Raw genomic sequence first — 22,842 nt, 5'->3', positions numbered from 1 at the left:
CCCCATGGCCGTTCGTGCTGAGCCTGTCGAAGCACGGGTTTGGACCTGCGGGACGACGCGTGTGGCGACCTGCCCTTCGACAGGCTCAGGGCGAACGGCGGTGTTAGTGGCCCCGCTTCCCCCGGCGCGACGGGGGAAGCGGGATCGTATCACCAGATGCGGACGCGCTGGTCCGGCGTCAGCACCAGCTTGCCGCCCGGCGCGGGCTTGTAGGCGCCGTACCAGGGATCGAGGTTGCGCACGACCCAGGCGCGCTGCTGCGACGGGCTGTGCGGATCGGTCATCAGCCGCTGCTTCAGGTTCGCCTCGCGATAGTTGCGACGCCACACCTGCGCCCAGCCGAGGTAGAAGCGCTGGTCGCCGGTCAGGCCGTCGATCACCGGCGCCTCGCGCCCGCCCAGCGACGCCTTGTACGCGTCATAGGCGACCGAAAGGCCGGCGAGGTCGGCGGTGTTCTCGCCCAACGTCAGCGCGCCGTTGACGTGCATGCCGGGCAGCGGTTCGTAGGCATTATACTGGTCGACGAGCCGCTGGGTCAGCGTCTTGAAGCGCGTGACGTCCTCCGGCATCCACCAGTCGGTCAGCTGGCCGTGCGCGTCATACTTCGATCCCTGGTCGTCGAAATGGTGGCTCAGCTCATGGCCGATCACCGCGCCGATACCGCCGTAGTTCACCGCCGGGTCCGCCTTCGGGTCGAAGAACGGCGGTTGCAGGATCGCGGCGGGGAAGACGATCTCGACCATGCCGAAATTGGCATAGGCGTTCACCGTCATCGGGGTCATGCCCCATTCCCAGCGCTGCAACGGCTTGCCGAGGTGGCTGATGTTATATTCGTGGCCCCACTGGCGCGCGCGCAGGGCGTTGCCGAAGGCGTCGCCCTTGACGATCTTCAGGTTGCTATAATCGCGCCACTGGCTGGGATAGCCGATCTTCGGCGTGAAGGCGGCGAGCTTGGCGTGCGCCTTCACCTTCGTCTCGGGCGCCATCCATTCGAGCTTGTCGATACGCTTGCCCATCGCCGCGATCACGTTCTTGACCAGCTGGTCCGCCGACGCCTTAGTTTCGGGCGGGAAATATTGCGCGACGTAGAGCTTGCTGACCTCGTCCGACAGCGCGCCGCTGGTGAAGCCCACCGCGCGCTTCCAGCGATCTTCCTGCTGCGGCGTCCCCGACAAAGTGGTGCCGTAGAAGGCGAATTGTTCGTCGTCGAACGCCTTCGGCAGCACGCCCGCGAATCCGTCGAGGCTGCGGACGAGCAATTGGTCCTGCAACACGCCGATGGGCGCGGCACCGATCAGCTTGGCGATGCCGGTGACGGCGCTCGGCTGCGACACGATCAGCGAATCGACGGGCGTGCCGACGCCCTTCAGATAGGTGACGAAGTCGAAGCCCGGCGCGCTCTGCACCAGCTGCGCAACCGTCATCTTGTTGTAGGTCTTGTTGGCGTCGCGGCTGTCGACGCGGCTCCAGCTGACCTCAGCGATCTGCGTTTCGAAATTGACGATCGCCTTGGCGCGCGCGGCAGCATTGGGCTCGCCCGCCAGCGTCAGCACTTTGGTCAGGTGCGCCTCATAGGCGGCCTTTTCCTTGGCGTTCTTCTCCTGCAGGTAATAGTCGCGATCGGGCAGGCCGAGGCCCGACTGGCGCATCTCAACGACATAGGTTTCGGGCGCCTTGTCGTCCTGGCCGACACCGCTGCCGAACGGAATGGAGACGCCGTTGCGGTCCGCCTGCGCGAGCAGCGAGGCGTAATTCGCCTTGGTCGAGCGCTTGATCGTATCGAGCCACGGCTTGATCGGTGCCAGGCCCTTCGCCTCGATCCCGCCGGTGTCGAGATAGGTCGCGTAGGCCGTGCCGATCTTGGAGCCCGGCTGCTTGGCCGCGGCCTCCAGAATGCCCCTGGTGCGATCGCGCGACAGATCGGCGAGCGTGTCGAACGCGCCAAAGCTCGACTTGTCGGCAGGGATCGCGGTCGTCTTCGCCCAGGTGCCGTTGGCGTAATTGTAGAAATCGTCGCCCGGCGCGATGCTGCGGTCCATGCCCGCTTCGTCGAAGCCGAAGGCGCCGATCTGCGGCTTACCCGCTGCGGCGGCGGTGGGCGCCTGCTGTGCATAGACGGCGCCGGCAAGCGCCGAGGCGCCGAGCAGGCCGGCGATGAGATAGGTCTTCATGGTCTCTCCCCGATGGGTCGGTCTGCTGTACAGATCACGACCGAGTACGTCTCATTCCGTTCGCCCTGAGCCTGTCGAAGGGCGGCTCTCCGCGGGCAAAGCGCCCGAGTGGGGCACCCCGCCCTTCGACAGGCTCAGGGCGAACGGGTGGTTAGGAGGGTGATAGAGCTAACGCAGGTTCGTGCCAAAACAAAACCGTCGCCCGCGGGTGGTCGCGGGCGGCGGCGGCAGGATCACCAGATCTTGATGCGATCGGCGGGGGCCAGATAGAATTTCTGGCCCGGCTTTACGTTGAACGCCGGATACCAGGCGTCGAGGTTGCGAACGACATAGGCGCGCCACTGGCCCGGCGTATGCGGGTCGGTGGTCAGCTGGTTCTTGATCGAGGCCTCGCGCGCCTTGGTTTGCCAGACCTGGCCGAAGCCCATGAAGAAGCGCTGGTCGCCGGTATAACCGTCGATGACGGGCGCCTGCTTGCCCTTCAGCGACAGCTTGTACGCGTCATAGGCGACGTTGATGCCGGCAAGGTCGGCCATATTCTCGCCCAGCGTCAGCTTGCCGTTCACGTGCGTGCCCGGGATCGGCTCATAGGCGCCGTACTGCGCGACGACCTTGTCGGTCAGCGCGTTGAAGCGCGCGACGTCCTGCGGCGTCCACCAGTCGGAGAAATTGCCCTTGGGATCGAATTTGCGGCCCTGGTCGTCGAAGTGGTGGCTCAGCTCGTGGCCGATCACCGCGCCGATCGCGCCATAGTTCACCGCCGGATCGGCGTTGGGATCGAAGAACGGCGGCTGCAGGATCGCGGCCGGGAAGACGACCTCGTTCATCAGCGGGTTGGCATAAGCGTTCACCGTCTGCGGCGTCATGAACCATTCGCTGCGGTCGACCGGCTTGCCGATCTTGTTGAGCTGGCGATTGTATTCGAACTCCGCCACGCGATCGGCGTTGCCGAGCACGTCACCCTTCACGACCTTCAGCGACGTGTAATCGCGGAACTTGTCGGGATAGCCGATCTTGGGCGTGAAGGCGGCGAGCTTGGCACGCGCCTTCAGCTTCGTCTCGGGCGCCATCCAGGTGAGATTGTTGAGGCGCTTGTCCATTGCCGAAATCAGATTGCGGACCAGTTCGTCGGCCTTGGCCTTCGATTCGGGCGGGAAATACTTCTGGACGTAGACCTGGCCGACCGCTTCACCCAGGCTGCCGTTGACGAGGTCGACACCGCGCTTCCAGCGGTCCTTCAGCTGCGGCGTGCCGTTCAGCGTCGTGCCGTAGAAGGCGAACTGCGTATTGACGAAGTTCGACGACAGCAAAGGCGCGGCGTTCGAGATCGTGTGGAACGCCAGATATTCCTTCCACACCGGCAGCGGCGTGGCGGCGACGATCTTGGCGGTGCCCGCCTGCGCCGACGGCTGGCCAACGATCACACGGCTCTGATTGGCCAGGCCCTGCGCATCGAGCATCGCCTTCCAATCGAAGCCGGGCATGGCGGTGGCGAGCTGCGCGACCGGCATCGGGTTGTAACCCTTTTCCACCTGGCGCAGCTCGGCGCGATCCCAATGGACCTGCGCGATCTGCTTTTCCAGGTCGTAGATGCGCTGCGCCGCACCCTGCGGGTCGGGCTGGCCCGCCATGCGCATCATGTCGGCGATATAGGTGACGTACTTGGTCCGCGCCTCGGCGAACTTGGGATCATCCTTGAGGTAATAGTCCTTGTCCGGCAGGCCCAGACCGCCCTGGCCGACGTAGACGGCATAGACGGTGTTATCCTTCAGGTCCTGCTGCACACCGGCGCCGATCGGCACATCGATGCCGTGGCGCGTCGCGTCGCCGAAGGCGCGGGCGAGATCGGTCTGCGAATTGATTGCGGCGATCTTCGCGAGATAGGGCTTCAGCGGCGTGGCACCGGCCTTTTCGATCGCGGCCGCGTCCATGAAGCTCGCATAGGTATCGCCGATCTTGGCGGTGACGGGGTCGCTGCCGGGATTGGCGGCGGCGTCTTCGATCACCTTGCGGGTGCGTTCGTCGGACAGGTTGCGCAGGATCGCGAAGCCGCCCCAGCTCGACCGGTCAGCCGGGATCTCGGTGCGGGCCATCCAGGCGCCGTTGACGTAATTGTAGAAGTCGTCGCCCGGCGCGACGCTCTTGTCCATCGCGGTCAGGTCGACGCCGAAGCTGCCGAGCTGCGGCTTGCCGGCGGCGGCGGGCGTGGTGGTTGCGGTCGGGCGAGTGCTTTGGGCGTAGACTACGCCGGATGCAGCGGAGGCGAGCAGGAGAGCGGCGATAACCGGTTTGCGCATCGAAGGTCCCTGGTGAGCGAAGCCGGGATTGGCAGACTCACGATGGGCAGTGTTGTAACCAGTTAAAACGCCTCGTCAAATATGGTTTCCGCTGTGACTATGCGCATGGCGATGCCGCCACTTGCGTGCGATCCACAGACGCCAGCCGAGCGCCGTCGCAGCATAGCCGACGACCGCGCACAGGCTGGTCAGAACGATGAGGCCTAGGCCGAACGCCGGGCCCTGCGCCCATAGCCAGTGGAAGGCGCCGGTGATCGTCTGAAGCCATCCGGTCGCCTCCGCCGCGGGCTGGGCGATGGCGGGTGCGTCGCTGTGCAGGATCCAGCTGCCGATCTTATAGGCGAGGAACCACAAAAACGGCGTGGTGAAGGGGTTGGTGATGAAGGTCGTCAGCGCGGCGACCGGCACGTTGGCGCGGAACGGCAGCGCGAACAGCGCGGCAATGGCGATCTGCGCGACCGGGAACAGGAATCCTGCCACCATGCCCAGCGCGACGCCGCGCGGCACGGAGCGGCGGTTGAATCGCCACAGGCCCGGCTCCATCACGCGATGCGCGACCGGGCGCAGCAGCCGGTTCGATTCCATCGATTCGCGCGTCGGCATATTGGCGCGCAACCAGCCGAACGTCTTGTGCATCATGCCGGGGCGCCCCGCCGGGCTCAGCCGCGATCGCGCATGATACGTCCGGCTTCCCGCTTCCATTCCCGCTCCTTGATCGCGGCGCGCTTGTCGTGATCCTTGCGCCCCTTGGCGAGCGCCAGTTCCACCTTGGCGCGGCCGCGCCCGTTGAAATACACGCTGAGCGGCACGAGGGTCATGCCCTCACGCGCGACGGCGCCGTGGAGCTTGTTTATCTCGCGTTCGTGAAGCAGCAATTTACGCGGTCGCTTGGCCTCATGATTGAAGCGGTTGCCGTGGCTGAATTCGGGGACGTTGGCGTTGACCAGCCACACCTGCCCGTCACGCACCTCGGCATAGCTTTCGCCAATGCTGCCCTCGCCGAAGCGCAGGGATTTCACCTCGGTGCCGGTGAGCGCGATCCCCGCCTCATAGACGGTATCGATACTGTATTCGAACCGCGCCTTGCGGTTCTCGGCGACGATCTTCTTCTTGTCGAAGGTGGCGGGCTTGGGACGCGACATTGGGGGCGATGTAGGGAGTGGCGGGGTCGGAGGGAAGCGCCTTACCGTTCCATCGACGCGGATGTTCGGCTGGGGCGGCATAGCAGCACGATCAATACCACCAGTGAGCCGAGATATAGCAGGTTATTGACGAACAGCAGCATGAACCACCCCATGGCGGAATCGGTCGCCGCAAAAACCCGCGACATCGCTCCAATTCCGAGGAACAGGAACGGCACAGGTAGTACACCCAACATGGGAGCGACACCGGCGTCACGCAGCCTCCGCGCCACTGCGGCGGCCAGCAGCGCAACGCCCATCGCCGTTACCAGTGCTATGCCCCACAATAGGTTACCGAAATCTGGCATTAGCTCCGGATGATAACCCTCGACGCGAATAGCGTAGCCAGCTCCAGCCTGAGTGACCTGGGCAAGGTCGGGATGCTCGTTTGCAAATCGCTGCATCCGTTCCATGCTGGACAGTATCGGCGGCATCATGACGACCATCATAGCCGCCATCATCAAACAGACGACAATGCCGGCATAAGGCCAGAATTGCGCCCTGGTGTCACGACCACGAAAATTAAAAAGGTTCGCAAAACCTCGCATAACAGCCGGTCCTCCCACTGCTGAGATGATCGTCTATTGCACGGGTGATCGCAAGAACCTCCTCTACAAACCTCTGGCGTTTAAATCAGCCCCGCATGCGCCAGCGCCGCGTCCACCGCAGACCGCGAAGCCTCGGACGGCCAGGTCATCGGCAGGCGCAACCCCGTGGGGAAGTCGGGACGGACGCGGGTCATCGCGTATTTCACCGGCCCGGGTGAGGCATCGGTGAACAGTGCATCGTGAAGCGGCCACAGGCGGTCCTGCAACGCCAGCGCGTTGGCATAATCGCCCGACTGGCACGCCGCCTGAAACGCGGCGCACAAACGCGGGGCGACATTGGCGGACACGCTGATGCAGCCCCTGCCCCCCATCGCGTTGAAGGCGAGCGCCATATCGTCGTTGCCGGACAGCTGGACGAAGTCCGGGCCGCAACCTTCGCGATGGGCCGACACACGGGCGATGGCGCCGCTGGCGTCCTTCACCGCGACGAACACCTGCGGGAAAGCTTTGACGATCCGCGCCATCGTGGCCGGCTGAATGTCGGTGACGGTACGGCCGGGGACGTTGTAGAGGACGATCGGCAGCTCGGCCGTCTCCGCCAGCTTCGCAAAATGCTGGTAGATGCCCTCCTGGCTCGGGCGGTTGTAATAGGGCGGGACCATCAATGCGGCATCGGCGCCCGCCTGTTTCGCGCGCGCGATATTGGCGGCAGCGACCACCGTGTCGTTCGATCCGGCGCCCGCGATCACCGGCACCCGGCCCGCGGTCTGGTCGACGCAGACGCCGACGATGTGAAAATGCTCCTCGGCGGTCAGCGTTGCCGCCTCGCCCGTGGTGCCGCAGGGCACGAGCGCCGATGAGCCCTCGGCGATCTGCCAGTCGACCAGCGCGCGATAGGCGGCCTCGTCGAACTGGCCGCCATCGGTGAAGGGCGTGACGAGGGCGGGAATCGAACCTGAAAACATGAGGTAATGCGCGCTCCTGCTGCGTCCGATGCAGCGTTTCGTTCAGGACAGATACGGGCGCAGGCCCTATGATGTCCACATGCACTCCGCCACCCTGCCCGTCAGCTTGCTCCTCGCCACTCTCGCCGGTGTTTCCGCCGCGCCGCAACAAGACGGGCAGACGACCCCGTCCGCGTCGGTGCCCGACGCGCTCGACCGCTATCGCACCCAGATGGCGAACATGTCGCCGCAGGCGCCGCAGACCCCGGCAGACGGGGCGATCGCCGCCGCTCTGGCGCAGTGGAAGTCGATCGGCCAGACCGACGCCTTTCCGTTCGACAGCTATGCCGGCTTCCTGATGGCGCATCCCGGCTGGCCGAACGAAGCGGCGAACCGCCGCGCCGCCGAGCGTAAGGCGGCGACCGCCAGCCCGACCGGCGTCGTGGCCTTCTTCACCCGCTTCCCGCCGCTGACCGCCACCGGCCTCGTCGCCCAAGCGCGCGCCCTGCAGTCGCTCGGCCGAACGGCAGAAGCGCAGGCCGCCGCCCGCGCCGCGTGGCGCAAGGGCGCGCTGTCCGCGGACGATGAAGCGGCGGTGCTGTCGGGCTTCGGCAGCGCGTTGACGCCCGACGATCAGGACGCGCGGATGGACGCGTTATTGTGGCAGAATGCAACCGGCGTCGCCGCGCGGCAGATCGGCTTCACCAGCCCCGCGGAGCGTCCGGCGTTCGAGGCGCGGCTCGCCTTCCGCAGCAATGCGGCCAATGCCGCGACTCTGGCGATGACGACGCAGGACCAGTTTGCGAGCGATCCGGGCTATATCGCCGACCGGGCCAGTTATCTGCGGGGTGCTGGCGCTTCTCCCACGGCGCGCTCCTGGCTCGCGCGGCCGCGCAGCCTCGCCAGCCGGCCGGGCAATGTCGAAAAATGGTATGAGGTGCTGCTGACCAACGCCCGTGCCGCCAACGCCGACAATCAATATCAGCTCGCCTATGACATCGCGCGGCAGATCGACGATGCCTATCCGGCGGGCACCGACGTATCGACCAAGCCCTATGGCGAACGCGACGATTACACGAGCCTCGCTTGGCTCGCCGGGCAGGTCGCGCTGAAGCAGCTGTCGCGGCCGGCGGATGCGATGGTGATGTTCGAACGCTACGGCCGTGGCAGCCAGTCGCCGCAGACGCGGGCCAAGGGCTTCTATTGGGCAGGCCGTGCCGCGGAGGCGGCGGGCAAGTCGGCGGAGGCAGCAGGCTATTACGCCCGGGCTGCAGGCTATCGCGACCAATTCTACGGGCAATTGGCGCTGGAGCGGACGGGTCGGCCGCTGACGGCGCCGCCCGCCGTCCCCGCACTCGCCGTGGCGCCTGCGGTGCGACAGGCGTTCGCGGACCGCGAGACGGTGCGCGCCGCGCGTTTCCTGGGCATGATCGGCCAGTATCAGGATCAGACTGCCTTCGTCCGTCAGATCGCTGCGGATGCGACGACCGATACCGACCACGTGCTCGCCGCCGACCTGTCTCGCCAGATCGGGCGGCCGGATCTCGGCGTGATGGTCGGGCGGAGCGCGATGCAGAACGGCTTGAGCGATTATTCCGCGACCGGTTTCCCGACGGTGAGCGTGCCTGCGGGCTATGAGGACAATTGGACGCTGATCCACGCCATCTCCCGCCAGGAAAGCCAGTTCGATCGCGCCGCGGTGAGCCACGCCGGCGCGCGCGGCCTGATGCAGCTGATGCCGGCGACCGCACGCGAGCAATCCGGGAAGATCGGCCTCGCCTACAATCAGGCATCGCTGACCACCGACCCCAATATGTCGATCATGCTGGGATCGAGCTATTTCCAGCGCGTCTTCGCCAATTACGGCAGCTATCCGCTCGCCATCGCCGCCTATAACGCGGGCGGCGGCAACGTGAACAAATGGCTGCGCGCCAATGGCGACCCCCGCTCGGGCGCGGTCGACATGGTCGACTGGATCGAGGCGATCCCGTATCAGGAAACCCGCAATTATGTGCAGCGCGTGCTGGAAAATGCCGTCGTCTACGACCTGATGAGCCCGGCGCATGCCAAGTCCAGGGGGCCTGCCAACCTCAGTTGGTATCTGGGCAAGGGACGGCCGGGCTGAGCGGCATGGAACAGCGCCCCAATTACATCACGCCCGCCGGCTATGCGGCCCTGCGCGGCGAGTATGACCGACTGTTCGCGACCGAACGCCCGGCGCTGGTCGAGACGATCGCCTGGGCGGCGGGCAACGGCGATCGCTCGGAGAACGGCGACTATATCTACGGCCGCAAGCGGCTGCGCGAGATCGACCGGCGGCTGGGCTGGCTGGCAAAGCGGATGAAGGCGGCAAAGGTGATCGACCCGGCCCGCGCCGAAGACCGCAGCCGTGTGTGGTTCGGCGCGACCGTGACGATCGCCGACGAGGACGACAATAAACGCGTGCTGACCCTGGTGGGCGACGACGAGGCGGAAGCAGGTGCCGGTCGCGTCGGCTGGAACGCGCCCATCGCACGGGCGCTGCGCGGGGCGACGGTGGGCGACCTGCGCCGCGTGCTACTGCCCGCGGGCGAAAAGGAATATGAGGTGATTGCCGTTACGTACCCGGCAGAGTGAGGAACGTTGGCCGCTGCTCCCCCGTTGAAGTCATCACAGGAGAGCAGACATGGCAGACAATCCCCGGACCGACACCGCACGCGACACCGACGATCGCGACCTGATCGAGGGCATGATCCCGGCGGGCGAGGCCGACGCCGGATCGGCGGGCGGCGCACTGGCGCAGGACGTCGGCAGCCAGGACGACCTGACGCGCGCGATCGACGATCCCGAAGGCCATGACCGCGTGACCAAGCAGGACGACATCGACCACCGTCAGGCGCGGCCCGCCGATCGCGGGCCGAACCGCTAGGCGGCGATCGACACGCCTCGAACATCCCGCACCCCGGCGACGGTTGGGCCCAGCCCGATGGCGCGTACTCTTCGACAGGCTGCGCGCCATCGGGCGAAGGTCGTTTCCCGCAGGCTACCCGCAATAGCGGTTGACCCCGCCGCCCCGCCCCGCAAGGCTCGCGCGCATGGAAGAGCCGACCCGTAACATCGCCCTGCTGATCGACGCCGACAATGCCTCGTGGCACGCGATCGATCCCGTGCTGACCGTGCTCGCCGAGCTCGGCACGGTGAACATCCGCCGCGTCTATGGCAATTGGTCGAAGCCCGCACTGAAGGGCTGGCGCGACATGACGGTAAAGCACGGCATCGAGCCGCAGCAGCAGTTCGACCTGACCAAGGGCAAGAATGCCACCGACATGAAAATGACGATCGACGCCATGGACCTGCTGTTCCGCGGCCGGATCGGCGGGTTCGGCATCATGTCGTCGGACAGCGACTTCATGCCGCTCGCCATGCGCATCCGGCAGGACGGCATTCCCGTCTACGGCTTCGGCAATGCCAAGACGCCAGAGGCGTTCAAACAGGCCTGTACCCGCTTCATCGACGTCGGCGCGCTGGTAAGCGATGCCAAGGCGGAAGCCACCGCTGGCACCACCGCAACGACGCCCAAGCCGACGAACGTCGACGTCCCGATCGGCGATTCGCTGCCCCCATCGATCGCCGGTACGCCGCGGGTGAAGAAGCCGATCGATCCCGAACTGATCGCGCTGCTGATCGACGCCTATCAATCGGTAAAGCGGGACGAAAAGGGCTATGTCAGCCTGTCCGCCATGGGGCAGCTCGCCGGCAACCGGTCCAGCTTCGACACCCGCAATTACGGCTATCAGCGCCTGTCCGACCTGATCCAGGCGGTGCCGAACTTCCAGTCGGAACGCCGCCCCGACGGGGTGTTCGTCAAGCGGGTGCGGTGATATTGCTGCCAGCGGCAACGCGATGGATCATCACATGACCGTGCAGCACCGTCCCCCGCCGGGCAAATACCGACTGACCGTCGAGGACTTCCTGCGCCTCGACGAGACTGGCGTATTTGGCACCGACCGTACCGAATTGCTCGATGGGGACGTCATCATCATGAACGCGGAATATCGGCCGCACGGTCGGATCGCGGGCGAGCTGCATTACGCCTTCCGACGCGTTCTGGAAACGATCGGCAGCGATCTCCACGCCATGTCTGCTAGCATCCGGCTCTCGGCTCACGACATGCCGCTGCCCGACATCGTTCTGACCCGAGAACCGAATGGGGCCGGCCCGATCCCCGTCGAATCCGTGGGCCTGATCGTGGAGGTCGCATCATCGACGCTGGACCGCGATATGGGCCAAAAGGTGCTGATCTATGCGCGGGCTGGCATACCGGAATATTGGATCGTTAACGTCAATGACCGCGTCGTCCACCAACTGTGGTCGGCGCAGAGCGATAGGTACGATCACCACCGCACGACGCCGTTCGGCGCGCGCGTGACCGCGGAGACAATCGAGGGCCTCGCCATCGATACGACGTCTCTCTAGCCTCGCCCCCAATAGCGGAACGCCTCCCCCTGCCGCCCGCGGACGAACGTCTCGGCATCCGGTCCCGTCCACTGCCCCGTGTAGCCGGCGTCCGCCGCTGTGCCGATCCACCAGCCCTGCCCCGGCAAGCCATCCGACTGGCGGACGACCAGCACCGCCAATCCCGGTTCACCGACCAACGCGCCATCCGTATCGATCCGGTCGAGCGTGGCGCATAGCGCACGCATCTTCGGCCGGGTGAAGCGGTGGCCCAGCGCGCCCAGGATTTCGCTGTAGGTCATCGCCCGGCCCTCACGCGCCGCCGCCACGAGCAGCGCGCGAACCCGCGCCACGTCGGCGATGCCGCCCGGCCCGTCCGATGCATCGAGGCCATTCGCCAACAGCCAGCCGCCAAGGGTATCCCCCGGCGACTGGCGGCCCGGCATCAGCGCGTCAGCTTCTTGTAGGCCAGACGCGTCGGACGGTCGGCGGCGTCGCCCATGCGGCGACGCTTGTCTTCCTCGTACGATTCGTAATTGCCCTCGAACCATTCGACATGGCTGTCGCCCTCGAACGCCAGGATGTGCGTGCAGAGGCGATCGAGGAAGAAGCGATCGTGGCTGATGACCACCGCGCAGCCCGCGAACGTCTCCAGCGCCTCTTCGAGCGCGCGCAGCGTTTCCACGTCGAGGTCGTTGGTCGGTTCGTCGAGCAGCAGGACGTTGCCGCCCTCCTTCAGCATCTTGGCCATGTGGACGCGGTTGCGCTCACCACCCGACAGCTGGCCGACCTTCTTCTGCTGGTCCGGCCCGCGGAAGTTGAACGCGCCGACATAGGCGCGCGTGCCCAGCTCCTGCTTGCCGAAGCGGAAGACCTCCAGCTCATCGGAGATTTCCTGCCAGACGTTCTTGTTCGGATCGAGGTCGTCGCGGCTCTGGTCGACATAGCCGAGCTTCACCGTCGACCCGACGCTGATCTCGCCCGCATCCGGCTGTTCCTGGCCGGTGATCAGCTTGAACAGCGTCGACTTGCCCGCGCCGTTCGGCCCGATCACGCCGACGATGCCGCCCGGCGGCAGCGTGAAGTCGAGGTTTTCGAACAGCAACTTGTCGCCATACGACTTGGTCAGGCCCTTGGCCTCGATCACCTTGCCGCCGAGACGCTCCGGCAGCTGGATCAGGATCTGCGCCTTGCCGGCGACGCGATTCTCCTGCTTCTCCATCAGTTCCTCGAACGCGCGGATACGCGCCTTCGACTTGGTCTGGCGGGCCTTGGGCGTCTGGCGCATCCAGGCGAGCTCGTCGGCGATCGCCTTCTGCTTGCCGGCCTCCTCGCGCTCTTCCTGCTCGAGGCGCTTGGCCTTCTTTTCCAGATAGCCCGAATAGTTCGATTCGTAGGTGTAATAGCGGCCGCGATCGAGCTCGAGCACCCAGTTGACAACGTTATCCAAGAAGTAACGGTCGTGGGTGACGAGAATGACGTTGCCAGTATATTCCTTGAGGTAGTTTTCCAGCCACGACACGCTTTCGGCGTCGAGGTGGTTGGTCGGTTCGTCGAGCAGCAGGATGTCGGGCTTTTCGAGCAGCAGCTTGCACAGCGCGACGCGCCGCTTTTCACCGCCGGACAGCTTGGTGACGTCGGCGTCGCCCGGCGGGCAGCGCAGCGCTTCCATGGCAACTTCGAGCTGGTTGTCGAGCGTCCAGCCGTCGACCGCGTCGATCTTGCCCTGCAGCTCGCCCATCTCTTCCATCAGCGCGTCGAAGTCGGTGTCGTCCTTCGGATCGCCCATTTCGGCCGAGATGGCGTTGAAGCGATCGACCAAATCCGCGACCGGACGCACGCCATCCTTGACGTTGCCCATGACGTCCTTGGTCGGATCGAGCTGCGGCTCCTGCGCCAGATAGCCGACGCGCACGCCCTCGGCCGCCCAGGCCTCACCCGTGAAGTCGGTGTCCATGCCGGCCATGACCTTCATCAGGGTCGATTTGCCGGCGCCGTTCGGGCCGATGATCGCGATCTTCGCGCCCGGAATGAACTGCAGGTGGATGTTGTTGAGCACGGGCTTGTTGGCGCCCGGGAAGGTCTTGGTCAGACCCTTCATGACGTAGGTATACTGGACGGCCATGTGCCGACGGCTCCTGAAGGCTGGAAAGGGTTGGGAGATTTGCTCCGCCATGTAGCGATTGGCCGGCGCGCGTGCAAATGCCAGCCGCCACGGCCGTGTCGCGCTGGGTCTATGCTGACCCGCTTGTGTGCCGGCGCCGCTTCGGGCACGCGTGGGCAGACGATAAAAACGACAAGGGGATTTACCGAATATGACGCGCGTCGCCCTCGCCCTGCTCTCCCTCGCCGCGACCACGGCCTTGCCCGGCTTCGCGTTCGCGCAGCGGACCGCCCCGCCCGTCCCCGCCCCCGTCGATCCAAAGGTCGCCGCGCTGCGCGATGCGGCGCTGACCGACACGCTGGCGTATGACATCGTCGAGGGGCTGACGACCGAGGTCGGCCAGCGGCTGGCGGCGACCGATGCCGAAGCGCGCGCGCGCACCTGGGCGGTCGCGAAGCTCAAGTCGCTCGGCTTCAAGAACGTGCATATCGAAGAATATCAGATGCCCGTTTGGCTGCGCGGAGTCGAAACGGCGGAGGTCCTCGCCCCCTTCCCGCAGCAGCTGAAGCTGGTGGCGCTCGGCAATTCGGGTGCGACGCCGGCGAGCGGCCTCACCGCGCCGCTCGTCGTGTTCAAGAGCTATGGCGACCTCGCCAATGCCGCGCCCGACAGCGTCCGCGGCAAGATCGTCTATGTCGGCAATGCGATGGACCCGACGCAGGACGGGTCGAGCTATGGCGCCTATGGCCCGGCGCGCTTCGTCGGGCCGGCGCTGGCGGCGAAAATGGGCGCCGCGGCGATCGTGATCAAATCGATCGGCACCGATCCCCATCGCAACCCGCACACCGGCGGCACCAACTTCCCGACCGGCACCGCCCCCATCCCCGCTGCGGCGCTCTCCGTCTCCGATGGCGACCAGATCGAGCGGATCGCCGCTCGCGGCAAGCCGATCACGCTGAAGCTGACGCTGACGCCGCGCTTCGCGGGCACCGGCACCTCGGGCAACGTCATCGCCGAAGTGCCGGGCAGCGATCCGAAGGCCGGCGTCGTGCTGGTCGGCGGGCACCTCGACAGCTGGGACCTCGGCACCGGCGCCATCGACGATGCCAGCGGCGTCGCGATCACCACCGCGGCAGCCAAGCGCCTGCTCGACGGTCCGCGGCCGCGCCGCACGATCCGCGTCGTCTGGTTCGGTGCCGAAGAGCCGGGCGGCTATGGCGGCAAGGACTATGCCCGCGTCCACGGCCAGGAACGCCACGCCATCGCCAGCGAGAGCGATTTTGGCGCCGACCGCGTCTGGCGATTCGAGGTCAACCTGCCCGACACTGCGAAGCCGGTGGCCGATCGCCTGCAAAGCGCGCTCGCGCCGCTCGGCATCGCGCGTGGCGCCGGTGTGGGCGGCGACGGCACCGATGTCGGCCCGACGCTGGCGCTGGGCGTCGCGGCGGTCGATCTCAACCAGGACGGCACGCGCTATTTCGATACGCACCACACGCCCGACGATACGCTGGAGCGGATCGACCCCGTGCAACTGCGCCAGAACGTCGCTGCCTGGACGACGATGCTGGGCGTCGTCGCTAACGCGCCGGAGGAGATCGGGTCCGTCACGCCGCGTCGCTGAACCCCCGTTGCGGCCCGTCCTAACCCGCGGAGAAGGCCCATTTGCTTTCATTTCGATGAATTTCATGATTGACCGCGGGGAGTCGTGCGGTATTTGGGCTGCCTCGCGACGGCGATCGGGCCGGCCGCGATTTTTGCTTTGCTTGGGAGCATTCGAATGAAGAAGATCGCTTTCGTTCTCGCTGCCGCCGGCCTGATGTCCGTCGCTGCCTGCTCGAAGTCGCCTGAAGCCGCCGCCGTTGAGAACAACGCGGACATGCTGGCGGACAACATGGAGATGCAGGCCGACAACCTGGATGCCATGGCCGACAACACCTCGAACGCGACTGCCGAAGCGGTTCTCGAGAACAAGGCCGACAACATCAACGCCGCTGCGGACAACGTCCGTGACGCCGCTGAAGCCAAGGCGGACAACATGTAATCGCGCTGCGTCGGGCATTCGCTCGACGCGCCGATCTGCTGTTGCACGATCGAAAGGGGCGTTTCCCATGCGGGAAGCGCCCCTTTTCTATTGCCGTTTCTGTTGCGATCACGCGGTTCCCATCTTTCGCTTCCCGCCAAGCTGGGCTAGCGCTCGGGCCAGCATCATGGCGGGGCCTGTAGCTCAATGGTTAGAGCTGGCCGCTCATAACGGCTAGGTTGCGGGTTCGAGTCCTGCCGGGCCCACCAAATGCTTGCGTCCACGGCCTCCACCGCCTAGGCGCATTCCACGTCGGGGAGTGGCGCAGTCCGGTAGCGCGCCTGCTTTGGGAGCAGGATGTCGCAGGTTCGAATCCTGTCTCCCCGACCATATTCCTCGCGGTCTCACCGGACGATCACAGGCTGCGGCATGTGACAAACGCTTTGCCGCTCCAGCATTCAGGCTAAACGGTTCGCAGGGCGCTGCGACCATGTATTGAGATCGACCGGACCGCCGACGTCGGGCCTCCCGTCCCAGCGCCAGTGTATCTTCTTCCGCCAGCACAGCTATGGTCATAGCACCCCGCGCCGAAAACCCCATTGCGATACTTGACTCCGTCAACCATTCCGAACCAGCATGGCGGACATGGAACATGCAGACGTCACCGCGATCCGCCGGTTCAACCGCTTCTACACTCAGACAATCGGCGCACTTGATGCACGGTTCCTCGGGACCGAGGCGACCCTGCCAGAAGCGCGGTTGCTGTTCGAGATCGCGACGCGCGAGCCCGTCACCGCAACCGTGTTGCAGGACGCGCTCGACATGGACGCGGGGTATCTGAGCCGCCTGGTCGCGCGCTTCGAAAAGCGCGGCTGGATCGCGCGCGTACGGCGAAGTGATGATGCCCGCGCGCGCGATCTGCGGCTAACCGAGGCGGGTCGTGAGGCGTTCGCGATCGTGGACCACCGCCAGCGCGACGCCGTCAGCGATCTGCTCGGCGCGATGGACGGCCTGGCGCGGCGCGATCTGGTCGAGTCCCTGACGCGCGCGCGGTTGCTGCTCGATCCCGCATCGGGTGGACCGTTCATGATCCGGCCTTTCCGCACCGGCGAGCCCGCGCTGATAGCCGCGCGCCAGTCACGTCTCTATGCCGAAAGCCATGGCTGGGGTCGCCAACTCGAAACGCTCGAGAGCGAGGTGACCGCGGCGTTCCTGCGCGACTTCGATCCGGCGCGCGAGCAGTGCTGGGTCGCCGACATCGACGGCGTCATGGCGGGCGCCGTGTTCGTCACCGACGAAGGCGACGGCGTTGCCCGGCTGCGCCTGTTGCATGTCGAGCCCTTTGCCCGGCGCCGTGGCATCGGCGATGCGCTGGTCGCCCGCTGTGTCGGCTTCGCGCGGGATACAGGCTACCATACGCTCATGTTGTGGACGCACACGGTGTTGGAATCGGCGCGCCGTATCTATGCCGCGCAGGGGTTCGTGTGTGTCGAAACCGCGATGCACGACGCGTTCGGCGTCCCGCTGCAAGGGGAAACGTGGCGACTGGAGCTGGCCGCATGAGCGACGCGCTGACCATCCGCATCGCCACCGAAGCCGATTTAGGGGAGCTACGTGACCTGATGGCGCTGTCGATCGATCGGGGTCAGGCCGCAGTGCTGACCCCGGCGCAGGTCGTTGCCAGCCGGGCGGTGATGGGGCTCGACACGCAATTGGTGCGCGACGGCACCTATTTCGTCGTCGAGGATCACGGCGTGCCGGTCGGCTGCGGCGGTTGGAGCCGGCGCGTGACGCTCTATGGCGGCGACCATAGCACCGACTTGCGCGATCCGGCGTTGCTCGATCCGGCGAAGGACGCCGCCCGAATCCGTGCGATGTATACCCACCCGGATCATGTCCGGCGCGGGATCGGCCGAATGATCCTCGCCGCTTGCGAACAGGCGGCGCGGGCGGCAGGGTTTTCGGCGGTCGAACTGATGGGCACGGCGGGTGGTGTGCCGCTATATGCCGCGAGCGGTTATGCGCCGATTGAGCGGGCCGATACGCATGTCGAGGGCGTCGTCGTGCCATTGACCCGCATGCGCAAGCGGCTGTGACTTGACGCTAACGGGGCCGCACGTCAGGCCGGACACGCCTCGGTGCGCGGCTGACGCCGGAACGTCAGCAGCATCGCCAGCGCCACCGCCGCCATCGCCGCGCCCGCGAGCGATACCGCGGGCAGTCCGAACCCAACCCCGATCACGCCCCCGCCCAGCGCGGCGCCGATGGCGTTGCCGAGATTGAACGCACCGATGTTCATCGCGGAAGCGAGGTTCGGCGCGTCCGAAGCCGCATCCATCACCCGCATCTGTAGCGGCGGCACGATCGCGAAGCTGGCGATGCCCCAGACCACGATCGCGACCGCGGCGGTCACCGGCCATTGCATGAGAACCGTGAAGGCAAGCAGCGTCAGCGCCATGATCGTCAGCATGGTCATCAGCGTCCGCTCGACCGACCAGTCCGCCAGCCGACCACCCAAACCATTGCCAATCGTCGCACCGACCCCGAACAGCATCAGCATCGCGGTGACATAACCGGTCGAGCCGTGCGTCACATCGCGCAGGATCGGGACGATATAGGTGAAGACGGTGAAGACACCGCCAAAGCCGATCGTGGTCAGGGCCAGCGCCATCACCACCGGCCCGCGCGTCAGCACCCGCAGTTCGGCACGCATGTCGCCGCCTTCTTCAGCGGGGAGCGGTGGCAGCGCGAGGCGGAGCGACAGCATCGCGATCGCACCGACGCCCGCGATCCCGGCAAAGGCGGTGCGCCAGCCGATCGCCTCGCTGACCCAGGTCGCCGCCGGCACGCCGCCGATCGTGGCGACGGTCAGGCCGGTGAACATCGCCGCCACCGCGCCGGCGCGCTTGTCCGGCGGAACGAGACCGGCGGCCACCACCGATCCGACGCCGAAGAAGGCGCCATGGTTGAACGACGTGACGACCCGCGCCGCCATCAGCATCCAGTAGCCGCCCGCTGCGGCAGACAGCGCGTTGCCGAGCGTGAAGATGCCCATCAGCGCGATCAGCAGAGTACGCCGGTCGATCCGCCCGGTGGTGAGCGTCAGCAGCGGCGCGCCGATCAGCACGCCCATCGCATAGGCGCTGATCAGCAGCCCGGCGGCGGGGATCGACACGTGCAGGTCGCCCGCGATCACCGGCAACATGCCCATCGGTGCGAACTCGGTCACGCCGATGCCGAAGGCGCCGACCGCCAGCGCGAGCAATCCGAGGTTGAATTTCATGATCGTGGCTCCCTCAAACCATCGGCGGCGCGAGGCGGGCGAAACCCTCCTGCTGCCGGTATGGGGTGTGCGGATAGGGCGGCAGCACGTCGCTCGCCGCGTCGAGCGCGGCCACCTGCTCGGGCGACAGCGCCCAGCCGACCGCACCCAGATTGTCGCGCAGCTGCGCCTCGTTGCGTGCGCCGACGATGACCGACGATACGGTCGGTCGCCGCAGCAGCCAGTTGATTGCGACCTGGGGCACGGTCTTGCCCACCTCGGCCGCCACCGCCTCCAGCGCATCGACGACGCGGTAGAGATGCTCATCCTCGACCGGCGGCGCGAACTGCGCGGTTTCATGAAGGCGGCTTCCCGCCGGGATCGGCCGTCCGCGCCCGATCTTTCCGGTCAGCCGGCCCCAGCCAAGCGGGCTCCAGACCAGCGCGCCGACACCCTGATCCGCCGCCAGCGGCATCAGATCCCATTCATAGGCGCGGCCGATCAACGAATAATAGACCTGATGCGCGACCAGACGCGGCCAGCCATGACGATCGGCCAACGCTTGCGCCTTCATGATCTGCCAGCCGGGATAGTTGGAGACGCCGGCATAACGCACCTTGCCGTCGGCGATCAGCCGGTCGAGCGTACCCATTACCTCCTCCGCCGGGGTGGAGGCGTCGAAGGCGTGAAGCTGAAGCAGGTCGATCCGATCGGTGCTCAGCCGTCGCAACGCCGCCTCGACCGCGCCGATCAGCCGCGCCCGCGACGCGCCCCAGTCCTGCGGGCCATCGCCCATCGGCAAGCCGGTCTTGGCCGAGATCAGGACGGCATCACGCCGCCCCTTGATCGCCTCGCCCAGCACCTGTTCCGACGCGCCATCCGAATAGACGTCGGCAGTGTCAAACAGCGTGACGCCGGCGTCGAGGCAGATGTCGACCAGCCGACGCGCCTCGGTGGCGTCGCTTGTGCCCCAGGCGCTGAACAGCGGCCCCTTGCCACCGAAGGTTCCCGCGCCGAACGACAGCGCCGGAACGCGCAGGCCGGACGATCCCAATTGCCGATATTCCATCACAGATCCTTTGCGAATGTCCTGGTCGGGCGCATAAATGGACGGTCGGGCCGGGCGGCGGAATGCCCTGCCGGAGCAAAGGATTTGTGCGTTGGATGCAAAGCTTGCCGGACAAGAGGACCGCGCCCGGTCGCTCGCCCTGTTCGCGAGCGTCGTGGAGGCGGGCAGCTTTTCCGCCGCCGGACGCACGCTGGGGCTGACGCCATCGGCAGTGGCGCGGGCGGTCGACCGGATCGAGGCGCGGCTGGGCGTGCGATTGTTGCTGCGGTCGACCCGTGCGCTGACGCTGACCGCCGAGGGGCAGGCCTATCTGCTCGCTGCGCGGCGTATCCTCGCCGATCTCGATGATGCCGAGCAGCAGATCGCCGATCAGGGCGCGCCGCGCGGGCGGCTGCGGATCAATGCGGCGCTGTCACACGGACGGCTGTGTATCGTGCCGCTGCTCGGCGATTTCGCGCGGGCCTATCCGCATATCCTGATCGACATGGCGTTGACCGACACGCTGGTCGATGTCGCGGGCGGACAGGCCGATGTCGCGATCCGCTTCGGCCCGCTCGCCGACAGCAGGCTGACCGCGCGCAAGCTGGGCGAGTCCGGCCGGGTGATCGTCGCCTCGCCCGACTATCTCGCGCGGGCGGGCACGCCGCAGGTGCCGGAGGACCTGCACTCCCATAATTGCCTCAGCTTCAACTTCCGCCGCGCCGAACCGATCTGGCCGTTCCGCCGCGACGGCCAAGATTTCACGCTGTCCGTCGAGGGCGGCATCGTCGCCAACAATGGCGAGACGCTGGGCCAGCTCGCCGCCGCCGGGGTCGGCATCACTCGCGTCGGTCGCTTCAGCGTCGCGGCCGAGATCGCGGACGGGCGGCTCGTGCCGCTGCTGGAAGACTATAATCCCGGTGATGTCGAGCTGATCCACGCGGTCTTCGTCGGCGGCGCCGCAACGCCCGCGCGGGTGCGTGTGTTCGTCGACTTCCTCGTCGAAAGGCTTGCCAGCCGCTTCGAATAGCGGGCGCGACGCAAACGCAATCGAACGGCCCGCCGCAAGCAGCCCGACGTTGACGCGACGCGCATAGGCGGGTTCAAGCGGGCCATGATCGACACGCCTCTCTTCCGCCCATCCCGCCGTGCCGTCATCGGCGGCGCGCTTGCGATCGGGTTGCTGCCACGCACCGGCATCGCGGCCCCCATCCCACGGCTGTTCGCTGGCACCTATGCGCAGGAAGGCGGCGCCGGGCTGGTGTCGTTGGCCGCGGAACAGGGCGGCTGGACCGCCGGCGCCGCTGATGCCGCGATCCGCAACGCCTCCTTCGGCGTCGTGTCGCGACGTCACCGGCTGCGCTATCTGCTGGACGAGCAGCAAAAGGGCATGATGGGCGTCTATGACGCATCGCTGCGACAGATCGCCATGTCGTCCACCATGGGCGCAGACCCGTGCCACATCGCCCTGTCGCACGACGGCACGCTGCTGGCGGCGGCGAACTATTCGAGTGGCAGCATCGCGCTATGGACACTGAATCCGGCGACGGGGCTTCCGACGGGCCGCCCTACGGTGGCCCAGCACCAGGGCAGCGGTCCAGACGCCAAACGACAGGCCGGCCCGCACGCACACTGGGTGGGCTTCGATCGCAGCGGCGACATCCTCCATTCGGTCGACCTCGGTGCCGATGCCGTCTTCTCGCATCATATCGATCGCGCGGCGGGCAGGATCGCGAAGACCAGCATCGCCTATCGTGCCGTCGCAGGATCAGGGCCACGGCATCTGGTGCGTCACCCTCGCCTGCCGGTCGCCTATCTCGTCGCCGAGCTGGCCAACACGGTCACCGTATTGCGTGCCGAAACGGACGGCAGCTTTGGCCGGCGCGCCGAGGTATCGACCCTGCCCGCCGGCTTCAGCGGCACGTCCTTCGCGGCCCATATCGCGGTAAACGCGGCCGGAACGCGCCTTTACGTCTCCAATCGCGGGCACGACAGCATCGCGGTCTTCGCCATCGGCGCCAACGGTGATCTCAGCCTGCTGCAGCATGTCGGATGCGGGGGTCACTGGCCGCGCTTCTTCCTGCTGATGGAAGACCGGAACACCATGCTCGTCGCCAATGAGCGATCGGGCGGCATCGCCCGCCTGCCGCTGGAGCGCGACGGTCGCTTGCGGCCCGCGGTCGGCACCACCCCAGTGCCGGGTGTCGTGTTTCTGACCGAGTAAGATCTCCGGCTTTTACGTGGAGACCTTCGATGCTGACCGCGCGTTGAGGCCACATGGCGCGCAAACTAAAGGTCTTCCGCACCCCGATCGGGTTTCACGACGCCTATGTCGCGGCGCCCAGCCAGAAGGCCGCGTTGCAGGCCTGGGGTACGGAGACCGATCTGTTCGCCCGCGGTGTCGCGGAGCAGGTAACGGACGCCGCACTGATGGAAGAGCCCTTGGCGCACCCGGGCGACGTCATCCGCAAAACGCGCGGCACCGTGGACGACCATATGGCCGCCTTGCCGGCCAACCCCAAGCGCAAGCCGCCAGACGCGACGGATGCGCCCCCGGCCAAGCCCCGCCGCACGAAGCCCAAGCCCCGCCCCTCTCGCTCCAAGCTCGATCAGGCCGAACAGGCGATCGAGGAGGCGGAACAACGATACGATGTAGCGCGGCGCGACCTCGCCGCGCGCGAGGCGGCGCTGCGCAAGGAGCGCCAGGCACTGGAAAACGACCGGGATCGCGAGCGCGAACGGCTGGAAACCGCGCGCGCGGACCAGGAGCGACGCTATCGAGAGGCCATGGCCGCGTGGCGTGATGGCGAGGCCGACTGACCGCCGCAGGGCA

The 22,842-nt window shown here is 66.6% G+C and carries 22 protein-coding genes and 2 tRNA genes; 14 read left to right on the top strand and 10 right to left on the bottom strand.

Annotated features, from left to right (window positions below):
- Window positions 1-149: 149 nt before the first annotated feature.
- The 6 genes from GGR47_RS11125 to dapA form a co-directional block, all read right to left on the bottom strand.
- Window positions 150-2,171, bottom strand: coding sequence for a M13 family metallopeptidase (locus GGR47_RS11125; RefSeq protein ID WP_147034677.1), 2,022 nt, complete (start codon window positions 2,169-2,171; stop codon window positions 150-152).
- Between the two features lie 233 nt (window positions 2,172-2,404).
- The gene (locus tag GGR47_RS11120) at window positions 2,405-4,468 is read right to left on the bottom strand and encodes a M13 family metallopeptidase (RefSeq protein WP_147034676.1); all 2,064 of its coding nucleotides are present in this window, start codon (window positions 4,466-4,468) and stop codon (window positions 2,405-2,407) included.
- Window positions 4,469-4,543: 75 nt separating this feature from the next.
- Window positions 4,544-5,107 carry a DUF2062 domain-containing protein gene (locus GGR47_RS11115; protein ID WP_017978987.1) on the bottom strand — a complete coding sequence of 188 codons (564 nt, stop codon included), beginning with the start codon at window positions 5,105-5,107 and terminating at the stop codon, window positions 4,544-4,546.
- Window positions 5,108-5,127: 20 nt separating this feature from the next.
- Window positions 5,128-5,610 carry an SsrA-binding protein SmpB gene (gene smpB / locus GGR47_RS11110; RefSeq protein WP_017978988.1) on the bottom strand — a complete coding sequence of 161 codons (483 nt, stop codon included), beginning with the start codon at window positions 5,608-5,610 and terminating at the stop codon, window positions 5,128-5,130.
- Window positions 5,611-5,651: 41 nt separating this feature from the next.
- Window positions 5,652-6,197, bottom strand: a complete 546-nt coding sequence (locus GGR47_RS11105; RefSeq protein ID WP_078462324.1) for a DUF805 domain-containing protein — start codon at window positions 6,195-6,197, stop codon at window positions 5,652-5,654.
- 80 nt (window positions 6,198-6,277) lie between these two features.
- Window positions 6,278-7,162: a 4-hydroxy-tetrahydrodipicolinate synthase gene (gene dapA, locus GGR47_RS11100; RefSeq protein ID WP_147034675.1), complete on the bottom strand. Its 885-nt coding sequence runs from the start codon at window positions 7,160-7,162 to the stop codon at window positions 6,278-6,280.
- Window positions 7,163-7,241: 79 nt separating this feature from the next.
- Here dapA and GGR47_RS11095 point away from each other — a divergent pair, with 79 nt between their 5' ends.
- The 5 genes from GGR47_RS11095 to GGR47_RS11075 all read left to right on the top strand — a co-directional run bounded on the left by GGR47_RS11095 (window position 7,242) and on the right by GGR47_RS11075 (window position 11,596).
- Entirely contained in the window at window positions 7,242-9,266 is a 2,025-nt protein-coding gene (locus GGR47_RS11095) for a lytic transglycosylase domain-containing protein (protein WP_147034674.1), read from the top strand.
- Window positions 9,267-9,271: 5 nt separating this feature from the next.
- The gene (locus GGR47_RS11090) at window positions 9,272-9,757 is read left to right on the top strand and encodes a GreA/GreB family elongation factor (protein ID WP_147034673.1); all 486 of its coding nucleotides are present in this window, start codon (window positions 9,272-9,274) and stop codon (window positions 9,755-9,757) included.
- Window positions 9,758-9,806: 49 nt separating this feature from the next.
- Window positions 9,807-10,049, top strand: coding sequence for a hypothetical protein (locus GGR47_RS11085; protein WP_147034672.1), 243 nt, complete (start codon window positions 9,807-9,809; stop codon window positions 10,047-10,049).
- A 166-nt stretch (window positions 10,050-10,215) separates the two neighbouring features.
- On the top strand, window positions 10,216-11,001 hold the full coding sequence (locus tag GGR47_RS11080; RefSeq protein WP_043059619.1) for an NYN domain-containing protein: 786 nt from the start codon (window positions 10,216-10,218) through the stop codon (window positions 10,999-11,001).
- A 34-nt stretch (window positions 11,002-11,035) separates the two neighbouring features.
- Entirely contained in the window at window positions 11,036-11,596 is a 561-nt protein-coding gene (locus tag GGR47_RS11075; RefSeq protein ID WP_167509673.1) for a Uma2 family endonuclease, read from the top strand.
- Here the strand turns inward: GGR47_RS11075 and GGR47_RS11070 are convergent.
- The gene (locus tag GGR47_RS11070) at window positions 11,593-12,021 is read right to left on the bottom strand and encodes a ribose-phosphate pyrophosphokinase (protein WP_147034670.1); all 429 of its coding nucleotides are present in this window, start codon (window positions 12,019-12,021) and stop codon (window positions 11,593-11,595) included. The two genes, GGR47_RS11075 and GGR47_RS11070, sit on opposite strands and share 4 nt — an antisense overlap.
- On the bottom strand, window positions 12,021-13,700 hold the full coding sequence (gene ettA / locus GGR47_RS11065; protein ID WP_017978997.1) for an energy-dependent translational throttle protein EttA: 1,680 nt from the start codon (window positions 13,698-13,700) through the stop codon (window positions 12,021-12,023). Before ettA ends, GGR47_RS11070 begins: the two co-directional genes overlap by 1 nt.
- A 190-nt stretch (window positions 13,701-13,890) precedes the next feature.
- Here ettA and GGR47_RS11060 point away from each other — a divergent pair, with 190 nt between their 5' ends.
- From GGR47_RS11060 to GGR47_RS11035, 6 genes are all read left to right on the top strand, one after another.
- Entirely contained in the window at window positions 13,891-15,300 is a 1,410-nt protein-coding gene (locus GGR47_RS11060) for a M28 family peptidase (protein WP_147034669.1), read from the top strand.
- Between the two features lie 156 nt (window positions 15,301-15,456).
- Complete coding sequence (locus GGR47_RS11055; RefSeq protein WP_017978999.1) at window positions 15,457-15,720, top strand: hypothetical protein; 264 nt, start codon at window positions 15,457-15,459, stop codon at window positions 15,718-15,720.
- Between the two features lie 172 nt (window positions 15,721-15,892).
- Window positions 15,893-15,968: transfer RNA gene (locus GGR47_RS11050), tRNA-Ile, on the top strand.
- A 44-nt stretch (window positions 15,969-16,012) separates the two neighbouring features.
- A tRNA-Pro gene (locus GGR47_RS11045) sits at window positions 16,013-16,089 on the top strand.
- A gap of 255 nt (window positions 16,090-16,344) precedes the next feature.
- Complete coding sequence (locus GGR47_RS11040; RefSeq protein WP_147034668.1) at window positions 16,345-17,262, top strand: bifunctional helix-turn-helix transcriptional regulator/GNAT family N-acetyltransferase; 918 nt, start codon at window positions 16,345-16,347, stop codon at window positions 17,260-17,262.
- A complete protein-coding gene (locus GGR47_RS11035) occupies window positions 17,259-17,795 on the top strand; it encodes a GNAT family N-acetyltransferase (protein WP_147034667.1) in 537 nt (178 codons plus the stop codon). Before GGR47_RS11040 ends, GGR47_RS11035 begins: the two co-directional genes overlap by 4 nt.
- Window positions 17,796-17,818: 23 nt before the next feature.
- Here GGR47_RS11035 and GGR47_RS11030 read toward each other — a convergent pair whose 3' ends face one another.
- Both GGR47_RS11030 and GGR47_RS11025 read right to left on the bottom strand, forming a co-directional pair.
- Window positions 17,819-18,982, bottom strand: a complete 1,164-nt coding sequence (locus GGR47_RS11030; protein WP_147034666.1) for an MFS transporter — start codon at window positions 18,980-18,982, stop codon at window positions 17,819-17,821.
- Between the two features lie 13 nt (window positions 18,983-18,995).
- Window positions 18,996-20,030: an aldo/keto reductase gene (locus tag GGR47_RS11025; protein ID WP_147034665.1), complete on the bottom strand. Its 1,035-nt coding sequence runs from the start codon at window positions 20,028-20,030 to the stop codon at window positions 18,996-18,998.
- Between the two features lie 91 nt (window positions 20,031-20,121).
- Between GGR47_RS11025 and GGR47_RS11020 the strand changes: the two genes are divergently transcribed.
- The 3 genes from GGR47_RS11020 to GGR47_RS11010 all read left to right on the top strand — a co-directional run bounded on the left by GGR47_RS11020 (window position 20,122) and on the right by GGR47_RS11010 (window position 22,829).
- Window positions 20,122-21,039 carry a LysR family transcriptional regulator gene (locus GGR47_RS11020; protein ID WP_147034664.1) on the top strand — a complete coding sequence of 306 codons (918 nt, stop codon included), beginning with the start codon at window positions 20,122-20,124 and terminating at the stop codon, window positions 21,037-21,039.
- Between the two features lie 84 nt (window positions 21,040-21,123).
- Complete coding sequence (locus tag GGR47_RS11015; protein ID WP_147034663.1) at window positions 21,124-22,233, top strand: lactonase family protein; 1,110 nt, start codon at window positions 21,124-21,126, stop codon at window positions 22,231-22,233.
- Between the two features lie 53 nt (window positions 22,234-22,286).
- Window positions 22,287-22,829, top strand: a complete 543-nt coding sequence (locus tag GGR47_RS11010) for a hypothetical protein (RefSeq protein ID WP_147034662.1) — start codon at window positions 22,287-22,289, stop codon at window positions 22,827-22,829.
- Window positions 22,830-22,842 lie beyond the last annotated feature (13 nt).

This window comes from Sphingomonas aquatilis (assembly GCF_014196115.1).
Classification (GTDB): Bacteria; Pseudomonadota; Alphaproteobacteria; order Sphingomonadales; family Sphingomonadaceae; genus Sphingomonas; species Sphingomonas aquatilis.
This window is presented reverse-complemented; position numbering and strand designations above follow the sequence as displayed.